We start from the raw sequence: 21,407 nt of genomic DNA, 5'->3' as shown, positions 1-21,407 counted from the left end.
TTGCTCTACCAACTGAGCTACGGGCCCTCAACGTTGGTGAAGCGCGTTTTAATGGCAGAGACGGCGCTGGTCAACACCTGTTTTCCATATTTTTTGTCTTTTTACGCTTTCTCGCCCTAAAACGCGAAAGCCGCCCCACAAAGGGACGGCTTTCGGTTGCAAAAGATCGAAATACGCGATTATTGGGCGTCTGCCGCAACCTGCATTTTGACGATTACGTCCGGGTCAGCAACGGTGCCATTGGCCCACGGTGCGCCCTTTTTGATCATGTCGACATAATCCATGCCCTCGGTGACCTGACCCCAGATGGTATATTGACCATCAAGGTGTGGTGCATCGGTAAAGCAGATGAAGAATTGCGAATCTGCGCTGTTCGGATTTGCCGAACGGGCCATGGAAACGGTGCCGCGACCATGATGCTCGCGCGAGAATTCCGCATCAAGCTTCTGACCTGATCCACCGGTACCGTTACCTTTGGGGTCGCCGGTCTGTGCCATGAAACCTTCGATCACGCGATGAAACTTCAGACCATCATAGAACCCCTCGCGGGTCAGTTCCTTGATGCGGGCGACATGGTTGGGCGCAAGGTCCGGGCGAAGCTGGATCACAACGCGGCCATCTTTCAGATCAAGATAAAGCGTGTTTTCCAAATCCTGCGCGACAGCGTCGTTTCCAGTGGACATGGTTACAATTCCTAGTACGAGAGCAATTATTGAGAACAGACGAAAAAGACGCATGGCCTGCGTTATTCCTTTTCTTCTGCCAGCTTTTCATGCAAGCGCGTGAGCACGTTGGCTGGCACAAATTCTTTGACATTACCGCCCAGCCGGGCGATTTCCTTGACGAAACGCGACGAGACAAACTGCTGCTTGTCCGACGCCATAAGGAAAACTGTTTCGACTTCCGGTGACAGCCGGGCGTTCATCCCCGCCATCTGGAATTCATATTCAAAGTCCGACACCGCACGCAAACCGCGGATGATCGTGCTTGAACCGTTTTCCTTGGCAAAATCCATCAGAAGCGATGAAAATGGCTTAACTGAGGTACGCGCGGCAACTTCACCACCCGCAGCTTTCAGGGCCTCTTCCACCAGTCTGCAGCGTTCCTCGACACCAAACATCGGGCCTTTGCCGGCGTTGATTGCAACGCCGACAATAAGCTGATCCACAATGCGGGTCGCGCGACGAATAATATCCATATGCCCCTGGGTCACCGGGTCAAAGGTGCCCGGATAAATCCCAATGCGCGATATGGTAGAAGACATTTCAGTCATCGAATTTCCAATTATTCGTCGCTATCTGCGCCATCGGATTCCGGTGCATTTTCACCGGCATCAACAGCACTGGTTTCGGCATTTTCGACGGCACCTTCAGCACCCTCGATATCACCTTCCTCGCCTTCTTCGTCACCACCAAGGTTGTTCAGACGCTCGACCGCGACAACCTGCTCGTCATCGGCAGTACGGAACAGCGTCACACCCTGGGTCTTGCGACCGGCGATACGAATGTCGTGGGTCGGCATACGGATGACTTTGCCACCATTGGTGACCATCATCAGTTCGTCGCCTTCTTCGATAACGAAGGATGCGGCAACGTTACCGTTACGTTCGGACATTTCGATATTGGCAAAGCCCTGCCCGCCACGACCGGTCACACGGTATTCATAGGCAGACGTACGCTTGCCATAGCCGTTTTCGGTCACAGACAGGATAAGCTGATCACCATCCTTGATTTCCTGATGACGTTCCGGCGTCAGGATTTCAAGCGGAAGGCTGTCTTCGGTGATTTCCTCGCGGCGCAGTTTGCCTGCGATCGAAAGGTATTCATCACGTTCTTCCATGGTGACATGGTTGCCAAACAGAACCGACATCGCGATGACCGCGTCTTCGTCTGCCAGACGGATACCACGCACACCAACCGAATTACGGCCGGTAAAGACGCGGACATCCGCAACACGGAAACGAATGCACTTGCCCTGACGGGTGGTCAGGAGGATGTCGTCATCATCGGTACAGGTCTGAACCGCAATCAGCTTGTCGCCACGATCTTCTTCAAGCTTCATGGCAATCTTGCCGTTTGATTTGACATTCACGAAATCGGCAAGGCTGTTACGACGGACGTTACCGGTCGAGGTCGCAAACATCACATGCAGGTTCGGCCATTCTTCCTCGTCCGGAAGCGGCAGGACCGTTGTGATATATTCGCCTTCGGACAGCGGCAACAGGTTCACCAGTGCCTTGCCGCGCGATTGCGGCGTACCGACCGGCAGACGCCAGACCTTCATTTTATAGACCATGCCCTCGGAGCTGAAGAACAGAACCGGGGTATGGGTATTGGCAACGAACAGCTTGGAAACGAAATCTTCCTCGCGGGTGGCCATGCCCGAACGGCCTTTGCCACCGCGACGCTGTGCGCGATAGGTCGACAGCGGAACACGCTGAATATAGCCGCTGTGCGACACGGTCACGACCATGTCTTCACGGGCAATCAGGTCTTCGATGTCATGTTCGAATTCTGCTTCCTGAATTTCGCTGCGACGCGGGTCGGCGAATTCATTGCGCATTTCGGTCAGTTCATCCTTGAGGATCGTCAGCTTGCGCTCGCGCGAGGCCAGGATATCAAGGAAGTCTTTGATCTTTTCACCCAACTCGGTCAATTCGGCGGCGATCTTGTCGCGTTCGAGACCGGTCAGGCGATGCAGACGCAGTTCAAGGATTGCACGGGCCTGTGCTTCGGACAGGCGGTACATGCCATCGGTTGAACCGATCTGGTTCGGGTCGGCAATCAGTTCGATCAGCGGAACGATATCGCCCGCTGCCCAGTCACGCGCCATCAGCTGTTCACGGGCAATGGTCGGATCAGCCGCATTGCGGATCAGCTTGATGACTTCGTCGATATTGGAAACGGCAATCCCCAGACCAACCACAACGTGGGCACGTTCACGCGCCTTTTTCAGAAGATGGATGGTACGGCGGGTAATGACTTCTTCGCGGAATTCGACGAAGGCCTGAATGATGTCCTTAAGGTTCATCAGTTCCGGCTTGCCACGGTTCAGCGCCAGCATATTGACGCCAAACGACGTCTGCAGGGCGGTAAAGCGGAACAGCTGATTAAGAACGACGTCGGAATTCGCATCGCGCTTGAGCTCGATCACCATACGGACACCCGAACGGTCCGACTCATCACGCAGATCGGAAATGCCTTCGAGTTTTTTGTCGCGAACCAGTTCGGCGATCTTTTCCATCAGGGTGGCCTTGTTCACCTGATAGGGAACTTCGGTCACGATGATGGCTTCGCGGTTTGCACGGACTTCCTCGACATGGGTGCGCGCACGCATGACGACCGACCCACGGCCGGTTTTAAATGCCGAATGGATGCCCGAACGGCCCAGAATAAGACCACCGGTCGGGAAATCCGGACCATGGACAAATTCCATCAGACCTTCGATGGTGATGGCCGGGTTATCGACATAGGCCATACAGCCATCAATCACTTCGCCAAGGTTATGCGGCGGAATATTGGTGGCCATACCAACCGCGATACCACCGGCACCATTGACCAGCATATTCGGGAAACGTGCCGGAAGAACCGAAGGTTCCTTGGTGGTTTCGTCGTAGTTGTCGCGGAAATCAATCGTATCTTTGTCGATATCATCAAGCAGGAAGTGGGCGGATTTCGCCATGCGGGCTTCGGTATAACGCATGGCGGCGGCTTTATCGCCATCCATGGAACCAAAGTTACCCTGCCCGTCAATCAGTGTGAGGCGCATCGAGAAGGTCTGCGCCATACGGACCATCGCGTCGTAAATCGCGCTGTCACCGTGCGGGTGGTATTTACCCATCACGTCCCCGACCACACGGGCCGATTTGCGGAATGGCTTGTTATATTCAAAACCGTTTTCGTGCATGGCGTACAAAATACGACGATGCACAGGCTTCAAACCGTCCCGAACGTCAGGAAGCGCACGGCTGACAATCACGCTCATTGCGTAATCGAGGTAGCTGCGGCGCATTTCTTGTTCGATGGAAACCGGGAAAATATCGCGGCTTTCGGAATTGGTCTCTTGGGTGGACAAAGGCCGTGACCTCTTAAACGCTTGATCAGAAATGATTCAATCGGCGTGACACCCCCCTGATTTCAGGGACATGCCGGACCAGAAAGGCGGAAAGTATCAGGTTTGTCGCCCACAAACAATATTGACAAATCCCAACAATCCGCATTGGACGATAAAGTTCTGATTTTCTCGCGAAAATGCCTGTTTCTTACTGGTGCGACTTGCTTTTTTCATCCTTGGCAACCTCCATCACCGGGGCCATCGGATCGGATTTGATGCCGTTTGCGACATTCCCGGTCGATTTCTGTCCGAAACGCATCTGGGATGCGGCAATCCCGCCCAGAATGACACCAAGTGCGATCAGGGCGTTTGGTTGCGGCACCTCGCCCAGAACCACAAAGCTGATCAGAACCCCGACCGCCGGCACAAGATAATTGTTAAAGACAAGGAAGCTGGCCCCGGCCACCGCAATCAGATGCAGGATCATGAACATGGCAATCCCGGTCGGGAACAGACCGAGATACATGATGGCAACCGCCGCCCCCGGGTCCCATTCCATCGTCCATGGCTGATCAATCAGCAAGGCAAAGGGCAATAGCATGATGGCCGCAAAGCTCAGGATCACGGCAGTCGATCCAATGCGCGGCTGATCGCGCAGATTGCGCGCCACCAGCGACGAGATCGCATAGCCGACCGCAGCCACCAGAATGGCCAACTGGAACAGGAATTCGCCCCCAAGCCCGGCAAGGGTTTCCGGCCCGACCAGTACGATCACGCCGATTGTGCCCATGACAACGCCAATGATTTTGCCAAGGGTCAGTTTTTCGTCATGGGTAAAGAAATGCGCCAACACCACCGTAGTCAGCGGTACGGTTGACATCAGAATGGCGGCAAGCCCCGCATCAACGCGGGTTTCGCCATAGCTGATCAAAAAGAACGGAATGGCATTGCCAATCAGCGCCACAACAAACGTAGATACCCAGGCACGCCGCCCCTTGGGCAGTTCGGATTTGCGCAAGGATGCAAAGCCCCACAGCACAAGGGCTGCAAAGGCCAACCGCCCGGCCGCAACCACCAGCGGCGAATAGGCATGCACACCGATTTTGATAAAGGTAAAGGAGCTGCCCCACATCATCGCCAAAAGCAGCAGCAAGCCATATTCACGAATTCCCGGACGTGTCATGTTCCCAGCCTATTTTCGCCATAGTTATTGGGCTTTATCACTGTTGTGATCAAACCGGCATCCAGCGTTAGATGCCAGGAACCAATTAAGCAAGAAAATAGAACCCGAACAGCATCCAGGATTTGGGAAAACACCCTCGTAGCAACTGCGATAAACGATCACGTCACCGCAAAAGATCACGCGAAGGAGCACGGGAAAAACATGCAGCAGATCAGCAAACACCTGAAAAGCCGGGCATTATCCATGCGTATTGGATTGCGCGCCTTAAGGCAGATCAATGCATAGACCTCCCCAAAATGGAAAAAAGTAAAATCAGCGCACGTTTTTAGTTGCGAATGATTTGCAGTAGCACTACATTACGCGCAACAAAAAAAGCCGGGATACGAGATGATGAATTACGTTGATCAGGAATTGTCGATTGAAGACATGCTTGCCGATCCGATCGTGCAGACGCTTATGCGTTACGATGGCATTTCTGCCAGTGACGTCCGTCACACGATCGAACAGGTAAATCAAAATCGCACCGCATTGGCCAAAGGCGTGACACCGGGCAGCAGCCATCACAATCGCCTGCACTGGCGCACGGCAGACGCCACCGACACCCGCCTGCATCACAAGGCGGCCTAGCGCTGCCCTGCCGGTTGGACCGGGTGACATACAACCCTGATGACAACAGGCATCAGGGTTTCGGGGCGTTCAATGCCCAGTCATAAACATCATCGGAAACATCAAACCGGCCGATGCCGTCAAGCAGCGCCGTCAGTTCCGCCCCGGCATAAGTGAAAAGATGCGCCACGAATTGCGCATCGCGTGCTCCAAAATCCTCGCGATACCAGTTATACAAGCTTGAAATCACAAAACCGCCATCACCGTCACTGTGAATGGCGCGCGGGTGATTGATGAACCCCGTTGCCGCCCGATCAAGCTGATCTTCAAGCTGGCGGGCATCATAGGCCTGTTTTGCCAGAGCCGGGCACCCAACCGACGCACAATTCACCGCATAATGAATGCGCGCATCATCCCAGATCGGGCGCAGGATACGATGTTCGATATCATCAAGGCTTAGGGTCCGGCCTTCGACCGTGATCAGCTTCTTGCCCCACGGCCCGGATGAAAACAGGCCCAGTGAAAACAAACCGGGCGAAATGTCGATATCGCGGATCGATACCACCGGATAATGATCAAGCACCACCTTCACGGTCAGGGCATTATAAAGATTGATCCAGTAGGCCATCTGCTGCGCCCGGTTAAGCGCGCTGACCTGAACCAACACCATGTCCGCAACATAGCCCGCGACAAGATCAATTCCGTTCGCCCGATCATCAAGGGCGGCCTGATAATCAAATGTCGTCACACCGGGTTCGGGTTCGGCCACAAAGCGATCAAGCACCGCCTGCCATTTCGCGTGATCGATCCTGATCGTGCTGTCTGGATCATAGGCCTGCCAATCGGGCCACAAATCGGCCTTTGGCGCAGCATATGCGTCGTTCGGGGCAAATGCCAGAACCGAGAACACGGCAAAAACAGCTAATACTGGGGCAGACAACAACAACCGCATGATGGCAAACCAATTCGTTAAGTGACGCGCCATTACTGTTAGCGCGAATGGACCAAAACAGCCTCATCAAACCGGCGTGATCACCATGACCTGCTTTATATACTTTTAACCCCAAGTTGGGCTACAATAGCACTCATGATACAGGCAGGTGCAATACAGGTTATCCCCGGGAGTGGTGGGCAACTTGGCCAGATCATAGCCACACGCGCCCTGCCCGGCTCCGGGAGCCAACCGCCGACCAGCGGGTCGGGCGGAACGGCCGCGTCTGCGCCGCAAACCATGCCTGCCGCAGTTGCCCTTGTTCCGCTTTCAAATGGATCAGCCCCTGCGACACAACCCGCACAGCCCACACGCACCGAGCCATCGGCCAGCGGACAAGGAAGCGGCCAAGCATCAACAGCGTCGGCATCAGCACCACCCGCACCTACCCCGCCACCGCCAGCCCCGCCGATCAATAGTGCAGCATCGGTCATCACGGTTATTCAGCAACTTGATCCGCGCGATATCGCAGGCGATCAGGGCGGTGAGGCAGCCGACACCCAAAGCCTGGCCGAACGTCAGCAGCAGGAACGCGAAGCAACCCCGACCAATGCCCGGCAACCGACATCCAACCCGGCCCTTCTGACCGCAAGCGAACGTGAAATCGTCCAGCAACTTCGATCCCGCGATGCCGCGGTCCGGACCGAGGAAGAAAGCCACCAGACCCTGGCCGGGGCCAATGCGGGCATGATCAGTTACAGCTATACCGCCGGGCCCGACGGGCGGCTTTATGCAACCGGCGGAAAAGTCAGCATCCATCCCCTTCAGGGACTGGACGGCATCGCCGCCATCGCCAATCAGGCCGCGATATCACGTGCCGCATCGGTGCCCGGAAGTTCGGCGGCGGACTTTAACGTCGCCAAGGGTGCATCAATGAATATCTCGGCGATGATATCGGCACAGGCCTACGCGGCAGCTGAAAGTTACCGCGCGACCATCGGCCTGAATGCCGCCCCGAGTGCGATTGATCTGCGCGGTTGATCCGCCCCGCATAACGCCAACAAAAAAGCGGCCCGCAAGGAGCCGCTTTTGCTTTGTCTGGTCGCAGGACCGATATCAATCGGCGTAATGCCAGAAGATATCAAAGCCCGGATTAAACACCGTGACCGGGCCTTCGCCGGTTTCGATCTTGGCGGCGAATTTCGCCGGTTCGGCCCGTTTTTCCAGCGTGATCTGATCCGCGTTTAGCGGCAGACCATAGAATTGCGGCCCGTTGATCGAGGCAAAGGCTTCAAGCTTATCAAGGGCGTTTTCCTGCTCGAACACATGGGCAAGAAGCTGCACGGTGTTATTGGCGGTAAAAATACCGGCACAGCCACACGGGCTTTCCTTGCGCTCATCCGTATGCGGGGCGGAATCGGTACCCAGGAAGAAACGCGCATCCCCCGACGTTGCCGCCGCACGCAGCGCCAAACGGTGCTTTTCACGCTTGGCAACCGGCAGGCAATACATATGCGGATGAATGCCGCCAACCAGAATGGCATTGCGGTTAATGATCAAATGGTGCGTGGTGATCGTCGCACCAAGGTTCTTGTCATTGGCCTTGACGTATTCAACCCCGTCCTCGGTCGTGATGTGCTCCATCACCACGCGCAGTTCCGGCAGTCGCTTGCGCAGCGGTTCGAGAACCCGGTCGATAAACACGGCTTCACGGTCAAAGATATCGATATCATGATCGGTAACTTCGCCATGCACACAAAGCGGAATGCCAAGCTCTGCCATACGCTCAAGGGCTGGCATCGCATTATCGAAATTGCGAACCCCGCTATCGGAGTTGGTGGTTGCACCCGCCGGATAAAGCTTCAATGCGGTGATCACACCGGATTTATAGCCTTCCTCGATATCATCGGGATTGGTGCCCTCGGTAAGATAAAGGGTCATCAGCGGGGTGAAATCATGCCCCTGCGGGATCACAGCGGTGATGCGATCGCGATAGGCCACAGCATCGGCAGTCTTGACCACCGGCGGCACCAGGTTCGGCATGATGATCGCGCGGGCAAAATGCTCGGAAGTCTCACCAATCACACCTTTTAACATCGCGCCATCACGCAGATGCAAATGCCAGTCATCAGGACGGCGAAGGGTAATGCGTTGTGTCGACATGTGGCGATCTCCTGGCAACCGTTGAGTCCCGTTTGGGAAATATGGAGCGTTACCTAGCAGATTGGCGGGAGGTTGGGAATGTTAAAACAAGATACAGTTTCCGCTGCACCTTGATTGATGACATCCCGTATCTAAGATAGAAAAATACCAGATACAACATACAGAATTTAGTGCCACCCACATGAATTCATTAGATACTTATAACGAAAGATCTGAACTTGAAGAACGACAGCACTGTGAAACTCATTGTCTTTGTTTTAGGCCTTCTTATTGGCATATCGATTGGATCGGTGATAGGACTTCAGGTTATACACCGGCCTCTCGGTGATGGCTGGTCAAGCATTGCTGGAGCAATACTTGGAGCAGGGATCACTAGCGCAACAGCACTGCTTCTTATCTATCACCAACACCACCTGATGCTTAAAGCAAGCAAGACGGAAAAGTTCTCTGATATTCTCGGATCGTTCGAAAAAATCGAAGAAATATTTGATTGGTTCAACCACAGCCTGCGAACTGACTACTTTACCCGAGTACGGGACACGGATGGAGTTGCAATAACGTTGGACCACGAATTGGTCGTTGCAGCACGAAAATGCATTCGTCAAATAAACTATCTTGATGACGAATTAACGAACCTAAGGCCGGAGCTAGATACCGTCGAGCTGTCAGGCAGAATTCCGCTGGGCGTCAGACAGAAGTTCAAAAGAGTCCTAGAATCGCTTACTAGGGTAGAAGACGCGGCTGATACGGTAGACTTCGCAATCATTAGGGACATGTCGGATGCAGAACTAATTGAAAGAGCCCATGAGGTAACTGTAATGATCGTACCGACTGAAATTAGAGAAGCACGTAGATACATGAAATGGGCCAAGCAAGAAATCGGACTGTGAACAACCACTAAATGCAAGAATTTTGATGTAGTACTGAAGAGAGAAAAGGAGGACACGAAAAAGGGAACAGGCTTATTTTTTGCACCATCCTTTTTACTAGCTCTCTGCCGCCCCCGTCACACCAGCGAAAGCACCGGCCCTTCAAGCAGGTCCATCAGTTGTCCAAAATATCCGCCTGATCGTGCGGGCGAGGTCGGGTCTGAGGTGATGACCACCGCAAGGTTCTTTTCCGGATGTGCCGCAATGATCTGGCCACCATAGCCGCGTGCGATGATGAAGCCGCTGTTACTCAGGAACCAGCCATAGCCATAATCAAGCCCCGAATAAGGGGATCGAGTGCGGGCCTGGGTGGATTGATCTATCCAGTCGGCCGAAATGATCTGGTCAGTATCGAACCGGCCCTGATCGCGCATGAGCGCCCCAATGCGCAACATCGCGCGCGGCGTCAGCGCCATCTCGTTCCCGCCGAAATAAAAGCCTTGCGGATCGCGTGTCCAAGCGGGAATTTCAATGCCGAGCGGCTGGCCAAGAACTGCGCGAGCCTGTTCCAGCAGGTTTTTCCCGGTCGCAACTGCAAGCACCGCACCAAGGATATGTGTGGTGCCGGTCGAATAGATCATACGCCCGCCCGGGCTTGCGACCATCGGTCGGCGCAGCGCAAAAGAAACCCAGTTATCGGAATTAACCCAAGCGCCATAGTTTCTTCCTGAGGTGCCCTCTAGCCCGGCCCGGAGCGTCACCAGATCTTCGATGGTCAAATTTTCCACACCGGGGGTCGCATCCGCCGGAATGATGGACGGTGCGATTTCGCCAAGAGTGGCGTTAACCGAGGGGATCGCCCCCTGTGCAATCGCGCTCCCCGTCAGCAAACCGATAATGCTTTTCGAGCAGGATTTGATATTCGCAACCCGGTCCAGCCCCGGCCCGCGTGGTGCTTCGGCGACGATGATCTCGTCACCGCGCTGTACCATGATCGCATGAAGCTTGGACATGTTGGCAATTTGCGAACGGATATCGGACGGCGTTTGCGCGAAGGCCCGCCCCACAAACGGAACGGCCACCGCCCCCAGAAGGGTCGCCGAAAAGGCACGTCGGGTCAGCATTGGAAGGGATCTATTGCCGGGCATATCCATCAGTCCTTGAAGGCAGGTATCAGATGCGTCCACAAACCATTGGCCGTCCGCATGACCACGGACAGCAACGCACAGCTTTCCGGTCAATCGTCCCGGAAGCCAAATTCCTTATTGGGAATTATTTCGTCAAGAATGTGACAGCAAGCCACAAACGGGCAAGAGCGCGCAGCAACGGAAATTTGCCCGGAAATGCGAAAAGGCCAGGCATTTCTGCCTGACCTTTTCACAATGGGGCGAGTGATGGGACTTGAACCCACGGCCCCCAGAGCCACAATCTGGTGCTCTAACCACCTGAGCTACACCCGCCATCGTGTGGCGCGGTTTATATGGCCCGTGGCCCCCAACGTCAAGCGCATATTTTCACTTTTTTCCCATGAAATTCCACAAGCCCGTCAAAGCGCCGATTTTTGCGGGCTTTGGCAGTTTCCGGCCAAACCAATGACGTTATTTGTATGATAATTTATCCCACCTACCCGTCGGAACATCTTGCATGTCGGGCCACATGCCTTAATTAATCGGAGTTACGAACTGAACCGCAAAACAATGTGCGAAACCATGCATATACGTCATTGCGGAATGCCTGCCCCATAGGTTGATTTCGGGCGCGCAGGCCACAAAACAGAAAAACAGACGGAGTATCGGAATGAAGTGGGGCGTTATCAGCACCGCCAAGATCGGCACGGAAAAGGTCATCCCGGCCATGCAGCAAAGCGAGACGCTGGAAATTCTGGCGATTGCTGGCCGTGACCTTGGCAAGACCCGCGAGGTCGCCGAAAATTTGCGTATTCCGCGTGCCTATGGCTCCTACGAGGAGCTTCTGGCCGATCCGTCAATCGAGGCGGTTTACAATCCCCTGCCCAACCATCTGCATGTCGAATGGACCATCAAGGCACTTGAAGCCGGAAAACATGTCCTGTGCGAAAAACCGATTGGTCTTGATACCGAAGACGCCAAACGTCTGATTGCAGCCCGCAATAAAAGCGGCAAGCAGGTCCTGGAGGCCTTTATGGTCCGCCATCACCCGCAATGGCTTGAAGCCCGCAAAATCGTTGAAAGCGGCCAGATCGGTGACGTCACCACGGTGCAAAGCATCTTTACCTATTTCAATGCCGATCCGAACAATGTGCGCAATAAAAAGGACATTGGCGGCGGCGGATTGCTTGATATCGGGTGTTACTGCATTGTCGGTCCGCGCTTTGTCACGGGCAAGGAACCGGTGCGGGTTGTTTCGCTAATGGACAAGGACCCGAAATTTGGCACAGACCGCCTTGTATCGGGGATGCTTGATTTCGGTTCGGGCCTTCAGGCAAGCTTTGTCTGCGGCACCCAGTCGGCTGCGGTTCAGCGTGTCCATGTTCTGGGCACCGAAGGCCGGATTGAAATCCTGATGCCGTTCAACCCGATCCCGGAAAACCCGGCGATCATACGGGTCGCCGGTCAAAAACAGCCGGGCTTTGACGAAGCCCGCGAGATCAAATTCCCGATCTGCAATCACTATACCCTTCAGGGGGATGCCGCGACCGCGATATTTGCGGGTGAGAGCCCGGTCGATTATCCGATTGAAGACGCGATTACCAATATGCAGATCCTTGATGCCCTTGCGCGTTCGGCCAAAACTGGCAGCTGGGAAATGGTCAAGGCCTGAACACCAATACTATTCGATCTCAAAGACAAAAGCCGGGAAATCTCCCGGCTTTTGTCTTATGGCTGCGTATCCCCTTGTCCGGCGAACAGGGCGGCATTCTGCCTTAACCGCGGAAACATGAAGTCATTAAAGGCCTTTACGCGTGGCGTCGCCCGAAGGTCGCGATGCATCAATATCCAAAGATCATTATCAAGCCCGTCAATCGGATCGCCCAAAACATCGATATGATCAAATGCCGCCACCAGAAAAGCCGGCAACACCGCATATCCGCCCCCGGCATCAACCAGACGCGCCACATTCAAAAGTGAATTGCTGCGAAGCGCCACATGCTGATCCGGGAATTGTTTATCGCGCCAGCGTGCCGCGGCAATATGGGCAAGCGTTTCATCACAGGCGATCCACGGCCCGGCTGACGGATCATGATGCCCCGCCGGACCACAGATAACCGAACGGATCGGCGCGATCTTGCGCCCGACCAGATTTTCATTGGGCGCATTGCTGGGCCGGATGGCGACATCCGCATCATGACGGTTAAGATCATAAAACCGGTTATCGGTGACGACCTGCAATGTGATTTCCGGGAAGGCCGCACCAAAGGCAGCAAGATCATCCGCCAGAACCGCGTACAAAAGCGTATCCGTCGTGGTCAGGCGCAAGATGCCCGATGGCCGGATATCCTGTCCGGCCAGTTTGCGCGCCAGCACCGCCATTTCTGCTTCGAGTGTTTCGGCGGTCTCGATTGCCGCCTGACCGGTTGTCGTCGGCTGATAATCGCCCTGAAGACGTTCAAACAACTTGGCCCCCAACCGGTTTTCCATTTCGGCAATCCGGCGAAACAGGGTTGAATGGTGAATGCCCGTTTGCCGGGCGGCCTGTGTGATGCTGCGTGCACGGGCAATCGCCAGCACCAGTTTCAAATCATCCCATTCGAGCATCGGCACAACTCCCGACCATTTCCCAATCATCCATTCGCATTATTGCACATACCATTCGAAATATCACAAATTTACGTCGCATGATTGCACATCGATACTGATCCCATCAGCCAACGATATTTCTGATGGAGATTGAAAAATGACCAGAACGATTAGCCGTGACGAACTTAAAGCCGCCCTTGGCAGTGCCAATGCCCCGGTCCTGATCGAGGCCCTTCCGGCACGTTATTATGTCGACGCCCACCTGCCCGGCGCGATCAACATTCCCCATGATGCGATTGACGAGAATGTCAAAACCATCCTGCCCGACCTTGATGCGCCCATCGTCGTTTATTGCGCCAATGGCCCGTGCAAAAATTCCGGCATTGCGCAGATGGCGCTGACCAAGCTGGGTTACAGCAATGTGCGTGATTACCACGACGGCAAACAGGATTGGCGCGAGGCCGGCTTGCCACTTCAGGGGCAAGGTGTTCTTGAAACAACCGCCTGATTGCGATCCCCCACCGCAAACAAAACGGGCCGACATTTCTGTCGGCCCGTTTTGGCATGGATGCATCGCTTGTTGGCTTGGCGGTGTTACTTGGCGAACGCCTTTTTCATCCGCTCGATCGCAGCGGTCATTTTTTCTTCCTGCTTGCAGAAACAGAACCGCACAAAATGACGTACGCCGCCGTCTTCGCCCTGATAGAAGGCCGAAACCGGGATGGCGACCACACCGGCTTCCTTGATCATGATCTGGCAGAATTCAACATCGTCGCAGTCATAGCCAAGCGGACGGAAATCACAGGTGATGAAATAGGTGCCCTGGGAATCCAGAACATCAAACCCGACTTCCTTCAGACCCTTCATCAGGAAATCACGCTTGGCCTGCATTTCGGCTGTGAAGGTTTCGAAATATTCGTCTTCCTTGTTCAGACCAAAGGCCACGCCGTGCTGCAAGGCCGGCGGCACGGTAAAGACAAGGAACTGGTGCGCCTTTTTGATCGGCTCCATCAGTTTTGCACAGGCGGTGATATAGCCGATCTTCCAGCCGGTCAGCGAGAATGTCTTGCCAGCCGATCCGATGCGCACGGTACGGTCATGCATGCCGGGGAAAGTCATCAGGGGTTTGTGTTTGCGGCCATCAAAGACCAGATGCTCATACACTTCGTCACACAATGCGATCACATCATGCTTGATGCACAGATTCGCAACGAATTGCAGTTCATCGTCGCTATAAACCTTGGAACACGGGTTCTGTGGCGAGTTGATCAGGATCAGCTTGGTCTTTTCACTAAATGCCGCAGCCAGTTCTTCACGCGGTAATTCCCAGTGCGGCGGGGTTACGCGCACCAGTTTGGGAATACCGCCTGCCAGCTTCACCATCGGAAGGTAACTGTCATAAAGCGGTTCGATCAGGATGACTTCATCACCCGGCGCCACCAGACCGAGGATGACATCAGCCAGTCCCTCGGTCGCGCCGACGGAAACCAGCACTTCTTTTTTCGGGTCGACTTCGATGCCGTAAAAACGCTTGTTGTGATCGGCAACCGCCTGAAGCAGTTCGGGCACACCGGCAAGCGGCGGATACTGGTTGGACAGTTCCATGGTTGCCTTGGCAGCCGCCTCGCGGATATCGGCCGGACCGTCGGTATCTGGTGCGCCCTGCCCCAGATTGATGGCCTGATGTTTCTGGGCCAGTTCGTTCATCACTTCAAAGATCGTGATGCCGCCCGAAGCGAAAAGTGGGTTGCCGACAAATTCGGTCATGAGGCGTCCTTTATATTATATGCGTTCACCGGATGGTGGCGTCCGGCTGTTCTCCGGCTTTGATGCCCGGCTTGCCGCCCGACATCATGAAAGTCTTAATATTAGGGTCCAAACCCTAAATCTGTGGCGTACTATAGACGTGAGACCAACAATTATTCGAGTCTATAAATCAAACCACCCGATTCACACCCATTTGGCAAATATCTGCGATAGAAATCACCATTTTACAGCAAATCCTGCCCCACGACATGGAATGCAAAGCCGGGAATAAGCAATCTGGTTCACAATGCATACATCCAAGGCAGTGAGTCTGCATAATTTTTAACCAAGGTGCCTAATTCTCAATCACCTTAAAGCCAAAAATCTTAAAAGTTTCATGGGTTTTGCTGGGTTTTCGCACAAAGAATCCTTAGAATGCCAGCGCGGGTCAAACTTGGCATGGTCCGTGCAAAAGAGATCGTGCGAAGCATTAGGCTTTCCGAGTTCTACGCAACTCTCGCAAAAAGCAGAGGGCGCTTAATGAAAAAGATTGAAGCCATCATCAAGCCATTCAAGCTTGACGAGGTAAAAGAGGCTCTTCAAGAGATCGGCCTCAAAGGGATTACCGTTACCGAAGCCAAAGGCTTCGGCCGTCAGAAAGGTCACACGGAGCTGTATCGCGGCGCCGAATATGTTGTGGACTTTCTGCCGAAGGTAAAGCTGGAAATCGTCGTCGAGGACACGCTTGTTGAGCGTGCGATTGAGGCAATCCAGCAAGCCGCACATACCGGCCGTATCGGCGACGGTAAAATTTTCGTTTCCTCGCTTGAGGACGCGATCCGTATTCGTACCGGTGAACGGGGCAACGACGCGATCTGATCGGTCTTGTCTGTCATTGAACACCGTACGGTAACTAATTGTGAGTTTTAAAGGGTTGCATCATGTCTGACGCTGCTTCTGTACTTAATCTGATCAAAGAAAAAGGCATCCAGTTTGTCGATCTGCGCTTTACCGATTCCAAAGGTAAATGGCAGCACACCGCGCAGGATATCTGCACGATCGACGAAGACGTCTTTGTTGACGGCATCATGTTCGACGGTTCGTCGATCGCCGGTTGGAAAGAAATCAACGAATCCGACATGATCCTTATGCCGGATCCGTCGACCGCCGTTGTTGATCCGTTCACCGCACAGCCGACCCTGATCATCGTTTGCGACGTTATCGAACCGGCTACCGGCCAGGGTTACGAGCGCTGCCCGCGTTCGACCGCGAAACGCGCACTTGCTTACATGAAGTCGGCAGGCATCGGCGACACCGCATATTTCGGCGCAGAGCCGGAATTCTTCATGTTCGACGACGTTCGCTGGACCACCGCTGGCGAAGGCATGGGCTATCAGCTTGACTCCGAAGAAGGTCCGTACAACACCGGCACCGAATTCGAAGGCGGCAACCGTGGCCACCGTCCGGGTCCGAAGGGCGGTTACTTCCCGGTACAGCCGGTTGACTCGGCAAACGACATTCGTGCCGAAATGGTCAACTACATCAACGAAATGGGCGTGCGTTGCGAAAAGCACCACCATGAAGTTGCTCCGTCACAGCACGAACTGGGTATCGCATTCGGCACCCTGATCGAACATGCTGACGCGGTTCAGGTTTACAAATACTGCATCCACATGGTTGCACACCAGTATGGCAAAACCGCAACCTTCATGCCGAAGCCGGTCTTCGGTGACAACGGTTCCGGCATGCACGTTCACCAGTCGATCTGGCACGAAGGCAAGCCGCTGTTCGCTGGTAACGGCTATGCTGATCTTTCTGAAACCGCTCTGTACTACATCGGCGGTATCATCAAGCACGCCAAAGCTCTGAACGCATTCACCAACCCGACGACCAACTCCTACAAGCGTCTGGTCCCGGGCTTCGAAGCACCGGTTCTGCTGGCATATTCTGCTCGTAACCGTTCTGCTTCCTGCCGTATCCCGTACACCGCTTCGCCGAAGGGCAAGCGCGTCGAGATCCGCTTCCCTGATCCGCTTGCCAACCCGTATCTCGCATTCACCGCAATGCTGATGGCTGGCCTTGACGGTATCGAGAACAAGATCCATCCGGGCGAAGCAATGGACAAAAACCTCTATGACCTTCCGCCGGAAGAGCTCAAAGAAGTCCCGACCGTTTGCCGTTCGCTGCACGAAGCTCTCGACAGCCTCGATGCAGACCGCGAATTCCTGAAAAAAGGCGACGTTATGAGCGACGATCTGATCGACGCATACATCGCCCTGAAAATGGAAGAAGTCATTCGCTTCGAACAGTCGCCGCACCCGGTCGAATTCGACATGTACTACAGCGGTTAATTCCTTTCACCGAAAGGAATACAGCTTTTGGGAAACGCCCGACCAACTGGTCGGGCGTTTTCTTTTTCTTCGGGCTTAAACAGTTTGATTACCTTGGTACATTAAGTTTAACCTACCCTAATGAACAGGAACCAAACGGGATCAGAGTTGAACAACAAAGCAACCCCGAGTTTTTCCGAGAAACGGAACCGGCAGAAGGCCGAGAAACTGGTTCGCGCCGCCCAAAGCGCGTTTGATGCCCGCAATGCCGATGCTGCACTTTCATCTGCCGCGCAGGCACTTGCCCTTGTTCCCGATTTCCCGCCTGCCCTTGTTATTCAGGCCCGGGTGAACCGTGCGATTGGCAAATTGCCGGAAGCGGCAATGTTATTTCAAACGGCGTGCAATAGCCCTGAAAGCAAGATCGAGTATTTCCATGAACTTGCCAGTGTCGTCGGGGCATTGGGCAAGCTTGAGATGGTTCAACAGATACTGTTTGCTGCCATTCGCCGTTTTCCGGGCCACGCGGCAACCTATAGCGAACTGGGCGTCGTTCTTATTCAGGGCGAGTACGTTAATCAGGGCATTGAAATTCTTGAAAAGGCCGTCCAGCTTGACAAAGAAAACTGGGCAAGCCTCAGCAATCTGAGTTCGGCACTGATCAAAGTCGGCCGTGAACATCAGGCAATTGAACATCTTGAACACGCCAAAACCCTTGTCGCGAATGATCCAGGGCGGCTTGAACGGACCCTGTTGCTGATCGGCGAGGCACACCGCCATACCGGTGACCTTGAAACGGCAAAAACGGCGTTTCGTCAGGTCCTTGGCACAAATCCGCATTCCGGGCGCGCATGGCACGACCTTGCCGACATCACCAAATTCACCGCCGACGATGCCGATATCGCAACCATGGCCGATATCCTGACCCGCGATGATGCATCATTGACAAAAATCGACCGGGAAATGATCGGCTTTGCACTTGGCAAAGCATTTATGGATTGCAAAGACCCGAAAAATGCCATCGCCTATCTTGATCAGGCCAATGCGTTGCGGCGTTCGGACTTTGACTATGATCCGGACAAAAATCAGGGATATGATTCCAAAACGGCTTGTGCGCGCGTGCGGGCCATCGCCGATTACTTTCCGGCAGAGCTTTTTGAAAAACTTCCGCAACAATCGGTCGATAACACACAACCGCTCAATGCTTTTATTGTCGGAATGCCACGATCTGGCAGCACCCTGACCGAACAAATATTGGGAAGCCACCCCGGCATCATGCCGACTGGCGAGTTGCGCAGCTTTCCGAAATTCAAGGACCGCCTGTTTGGCCCGACTTTCCCCAACCAGCCCGATGACCACGCCAAAATCAGGTCGCATGATCTTCTGACACGTCTACATGGCGCCTATATTGATGATGTCGGTCAACTGTATCCGTCAGAAGATGGAACAAAGGTCATCCTGGACAAAATGCTGGGCAATTTTTCCTGGGCAGGATTGATCCTGCTTTCGATCCCAGGGGCCAAGATCATCCATTGTCGTCGCAACCCGATTGATACATGCCTGTCTTGTTATTCTAAGCGGTTTGCCAGCTTGCAGGTCTATACCTGTGACCAGACAGAACTGGGTGAATTTTACCGCGCCTATGAGGACCTTATGGCCCACTGGCGCGCCGTTCTTCCCAAAGACAGGTTCATCGAACTTGATTACGAAGACATGGTAGCCAATCCCGAGGCAGAGGCACGACGCCTGCTGGACTTTCTTGATCTTCCCTGGGACCCGGCGGTTCTTGAATTCCACAAATCGGATCGCTCGGTACGAACTGCTAGTGCCGCACAGGTTCGTCAGGGCATGTACCAGACCAGCGTTGAACGCTGGAAACCTTATGGTCCCTATATTCAGCCGCTTATCGCCGCACTCGGCCTATCAGCACAGGGCAATGAAAACTGATGTCTGGCACCAATGCACCCAATCCCGATGATGTGTTGAAAAAAGCCCAACAGCTTTGGGCGAAGAACAAAATCGACGAGGCCCATCAGATTTGCGCAACTTGCCTGCGTGCCAACCCGAATCACGGCCCGTTGCTGCATTTCTTTGCTGGTATCCTTGAAAAAAAGGGCAACATTTTCGGTGCTCTGAAACATCTGGAATTTGCCTGCAAGTCCCCGGCCCCGCAAAATCAGTACTTCCTTGATCTCGCCGCACTGATGATCCGGCAGAACATGTTTATGGAAAGCCAGAATGTTCTGAATGTCGCGATGAAGCGTGATCCGGGAGATAGCGAAATTCAAAGTCAGTTGGCGCATGTTTTGATCCTGAACGGCTTTTTTGATCAGGGTGTAAAGCTGTTCAACCATGTCCTGTCCGAAACGCCCGGTGATTGGCAGCGTTGGGATTTATATGCCCGTACTATCGCCAAATCATCCCGCCCGGCGCAGGCCGGTGCCCTTTTTGACCAGGCACTTGAAGTCGCCCACGCAGCAGCAAACAAACCGACGACATCGATCACGCCACCACAGAATTCTGACCTTGCCCGTCTTGAAATGAACAGGGCCGAACACCTTAAAACGATTGGTGACATCGAAGGATGTAAAACCGCGGTGCGAACCGCCATTGGGCATTCCAGATATCATGCCCGTGCCTGGACGGAACTGGCATCCCTAAAGGCATTCGGGGATGAAGATTTCACCATGGTCGAAACAATGATCCGGTCAGACCAGACGAAACTTTCAAATTCCGATTTGCAGCATCTCTATTATGCACTCGGCCTTGCGCATATGACGCGTGGCGATGGCAAGCTGGCCATGGGATATTATGTTAAGGCCAACCGACTTCAACGTGACCAGATTAATTATGATGAAGGCCTGACACTCGGTTACCTCAAACATCTACCGGAATACTTTACGCCGGAAATCATTGCGCAACACGCACTGACCGAGAATGGCGACGAACAACAGTTCATTTTTATTGTCGGCATGCCACGCAGCGGATCGACGCTGCTTGAACAAATCCTTGATCAGCATAGCGACGCATTCGGGGTTGGCGAAATCCGCACCATGCCCAATCTCGTTAAACGGATTTACGGCGAACTTTTCCCGTCACAGCCGATACATGAAAAGTTCCTGACCGATCCCAAGCGTCTTGAATTTCTTGCCAAGGCATATCGCGCTGAAGTCCTTCGCACCTTGCCTCCCGAAGCCATTCGGAACGGCAAAGGCCCGCGATATATTGTGGACAAGATGCTGGGGAATTTTGTTTCGGCCGGATTGATTGCGATGGCCTTTCCCAATTCAAAAATCATCCATTCCCGACGGGACCCGATTGATACGGCGTTTTCGTGCTTTACCCATTTCTTTGGTGACGGGCACAAGCATCTTTGTGACCTGCGTGAGATCGGTCGCTTTTATCTGAGCTACCGGGACTTGATGGCCTATTGGGAGACAATCCTTACGCCTGAACAATTGATCACGGTTGATTATGAAAAAGTCATTGATGACCTCGAAGGCGAAGCCCGCCGCCTGATAGAGTTTCTCGGACTTGGTTGGCAGGAAGCCTGCCTTGAATTTTACGCAACCAAACGCGAAGTCCGAACCCACAGCGCCCTTGAAGTCCGTAAACCTGTCTATCGCAGCAGTATGGAACGCTGGCGCCCCTATCAGGACGATCTTGTTCCGCTGTTTGAAGAACTTGGCGTACAGCCAGACTGATCTGATCAAGAAATCAACACATAGATCGCCAGTTTTTGCCAACTGATCCGTGTTTAAGCGTAACGGGTGGAACTGTGTTTCTGTCCGCCTTATGCAGAAAACAGGG

General features: G+C 53.9%; 18 protein-coding genes and 1 tRNA gene. 9 read left to right on the top strand and 10 right to left on the bottom strand.

Translation table 11 applies throughout. The features are described from left to right. Positions 1-179: 179 nt before the first annotated feature. The 4 genes from TH19_RS20240 to TH19_RS20225 all read right to left on the bottom strand — a co-directional run bounded on the left by TH19_RS20240 (position 180) and on the right by TH19_RS20225 (position 5,236). Positions 180-683, bottom strand: a complete 504-nt coding sequence (locus TH19_RS20240) for a peptidylprolyl isomerase (protein ID WP_114104170.1) — start codon at positions 681-683, stop codon at positions 180-182. A gap of 62 nt (positions 684-745) precedes the next feature. Beyond that, positions 746-1,273: a pantetheine-phosphate adenylyltransferase gene (gene coaD / locus TH19_RS20235; protein WP_114104169.1), complete on the bottom strand. Its 528-nt coding sequence runs from the start codon at positions 1,271-1,273 to the stop codon at positions 746-748. Positions 1,274-1,284: 11 nt separating this feature from the next. Beyond that, positions 1,285-4,074 (bottom strand): DNA gyrase subunit A, encoded by a 2,790-nt coding sequence (gene gyrA, locus TH19_RS20230; RefSeq protein WP_114104168.1) that lies wholly within the window; start codon positions 4,072-4,074, stop codon positions 1,285-1,287. 187 nt (positions 4,075-4,261) lie between these two features. Beyond that, positions 4,262-5,236: a DMT family transporter gene (locus tag TH19_RS20225; protein WP_114104167.1), complete on the bottom strand. Its 975-nt coding sequence runs from the start codon at positions 5,234-5,236 to the stop codon at positions 4,262-4,264. Between the two features lie 387 nt (positions 5,237-5,623). On the opposite strand from TH19_RS20225, the gene TH19_RS20215 reads away from it, so the two are divergent. After that, the gene (locus TH19_RS20215) at positions 5,624-5,863 is read left to right on the top strand and encodes a hypothetical protein (RefSeq protein WP_114104165.1); all 240 of its coding nucleotides are present in this window, start codon (positions 5,624-5,626) and stop codon (positions 5,861-5,863) included. A 52-nt stretch (positions 5,864-5,915) separates the two neighbouring features. Here the strand turns inward: TH19_RS20215 and TH19_RS20210 are convergent, their stop codons facing one another. Then, positions 5,916-6,794, bottom strand: a complete 879-nt coding sequence (locus tag TH19_RS20210; RefSeq protein ID WP_181846500.1) for a DUF547 domain-containing protein — start codon at positions 6,792-6,794, stop codon at positions 5,916-5,918. Positions 6,795-7,073: 279 nt separating this feature from the next. Between TH19_RS20210 and TH19_RS20205 the strand changes: the two genes are divergently transcribed. After that, a complete protein-coding gene (locus TH19_RS20205) occupies positions 7,074-7,814 on the top strand; it encodes a putative metalloprotease CJM1_0395 family protein (RefSeq protein ID WP_258548057.1) in 741 nt (246 codons plus the stop codon). A 75-nt stretch (positions 7,815-7,889) separates the two neighbouring features. Here the strand turns inward: TH19_RS20205 and pyrC are convergent, their stop codons facing one another. Then, the gene (gene pyrC, locus TH19_RS20200; protein ID WP_114104162.1) at positions 7,890-8,936 is read right to left on the bottom strand and encodes a dihydroorotase; all 1,047 of its coding nucleotides are present in this window, start codon (positions 8,934-8,936) and stop codon (positions 7,890-7,892) included. Between the two features lie 218 nt (positions 8,937-9,154). On the opposite strand from pyrC, the gene TH19_RS20195 reads away from it, so the two are divergent. Continuing rightward, positions 9,155-9,826 carry a hypothetical protein gene (locus TH19_RS20195; RefSeq protein WP_114104161.1) on the top strand — a complete coding sequence of 224 codons (672 nt, stop codon included), beginning with the start codon at positions 9,155-9,157 and terminating at the stop codon, positions 9,824-9,826. A gap of 116 nt (positions 9,827-9,942) precedes the next feature. Here the strand turns inward: TH19_RS20195 and TH19_RS20190 are convergent, their stop codons facing one another. Together TH19_RS20190 and TH19_RS20185 are read right to left on the bottom strand one after the other, a co-directional pair. Beyond that, entirely contained in the window at positions 9,943-10,929 is a 987-nt protein-coding gene (locus tag TH19_RS20190) for a serine hydrolase domain-containing protein (protein WP_114104179.1), read from the bottom strand. Positions 10,930-11,188: 259 nt separating this feature from the next. Continuing rightward, a tRNA-His gene (locus TH19_RS20185) sits at positions 11,189-11,265 on the bottom strand. Between the two features lie 337 nt (positions 11,266-11,602). Between TH19_RS20185 and TH19_RS20180 the strand changes: the two genes are divergently transcribed. Continuing rightward, complete coding sequence (locus tag TH19_RS20180; protein ID WP_114104160.1) at positions 11,603-12,604, top strand: Gfo/Idh/MocA family protein; 1,002 nt, start codon at positions 11,603-11,605, stop codon at positions 12,602-12,604. 56 nt (positions 12,605-12,660) lie between these two features. On the opposite strand, the gene TH19_RS20175 is transcribed toward TH19_RS20180, so the two are convergent. After that, positions 12,661-13,539: a LysR family transcriptional regulator gene (locus TH19_RS20175; RefSeq protein WP_181846499.1), complete on the bottom strand. Its 879-nt coding sequence runs from the start codon at positions 13,537-13,539 to the stop codon at positions 12,661-12,663. 139 nt (positions 13,540-13,678) lie between these two features. Here TH19_RS20175 and TH19_RS20170 point away from each other — a divergent pair, with 139 nt between their 5' ends. Continuing rightward, positions 13,679-14,029 (top strand): rhodanese-like domain-containing protein, encoded by a 351-nt coding sequence (locus TH19_RS20170; RefSeq protein ID WP_114104158.1) that lies wholly within the window; start codon positions 13,679-13,681, stop codon positions 14,027-14,029. Between the two features lie 86 nt (positions 14,030-14,115). Here TH19_RS20170 and TH19_RS20165 read toward each other — a convergent pair whose 3' ends face one another. Next, complete coding sequence (locus tag TH19_RS20165; protein WP_114104157.1) at positions 14,116-15,288, bottom strand: aminotransferase; 1,173 nt, start codon at positions 15,286-15,288, stop codon at positions 14,116-14,118. Positions 15,289-15,807: 519 nt separating this feature from the next. Here TH19_RS20165 and TH19_RS20160 point away from each other — a divergent pair. The 4 genes from TH19_RS20160 (at position 15,808) to TH19_RS20145 (ending at position 21,301) form a co-directional block, all read left to right on the top strand. After that, positions 15,808-16,146 (top strand): P-II family nitrogen regulator, encoded by a 339-nt coding sequence (locus TH19_RS20160; RefSeq protein ID WP_007091888.1) that lies wholly within the window; start codon positions 15,808-15,810, stop codon positions 16,144-16,146. Positions 16,147-16,208: 62 nt separating this feature from the next. Then, positions 16,209-17,618 carry a type I glutamate--ammonia ligase gene (gene glnA, locus TH19_RS20155; RefSeq protein WP_114104156.1) on the top strand — a complete coding sequence of 470 codons (1,410 nt, stop codon included), beginning with the start codon at positions 16,209-16,211 and terminating at the stop codon, positions 17,616-17,618. 147 nt (positions 17,619-17,765) lie between these two features. Next, entirely contained in the window at positions 17,766-19,544 is a 1,779-nt protein-coding gene (locus tag TH19_RS20150; RefSeq protein ID WP_181846498.1) for a tetratricopeptide repeat-containing sulfotransferase family protein, read from the top strand. Next, positions 19,544-21,301 carry a tetratricopeptide repeat-containing sulfotransferase family protein gene (locus tag TH19_RS20145; protein WP_114104154.1) on the top strand — a complete coding sequence of 586 codons (1,758 nt, stop codon included), beginning with the start codon at positions 19,544-19,546 and terminating at the stop codon, positions 21,299-21,301. Before TH19_RS20150 ends, TH19_RS20145 begins: the two co-directional genes overlap by 1 nt. Positions 21,302-21,407 lie beyond the last annotated feature (106 nt).

Origin of the sequence: Thalassospira profundimaris, from assembly GCF_003326675.1 — a bacterium.
GTDB classification, from domain to species: Bacteria; Pseudomonadota; Alphaproteobacteria; order Rhodospirillales; family Thalassospiraceae; genus Thalassospira; species Thalassospira aquimaris.
Note: the sequence above shows the minus strand (reverse complement) of the source record. Positions and strands in the feature narration are given on the sequence as shown.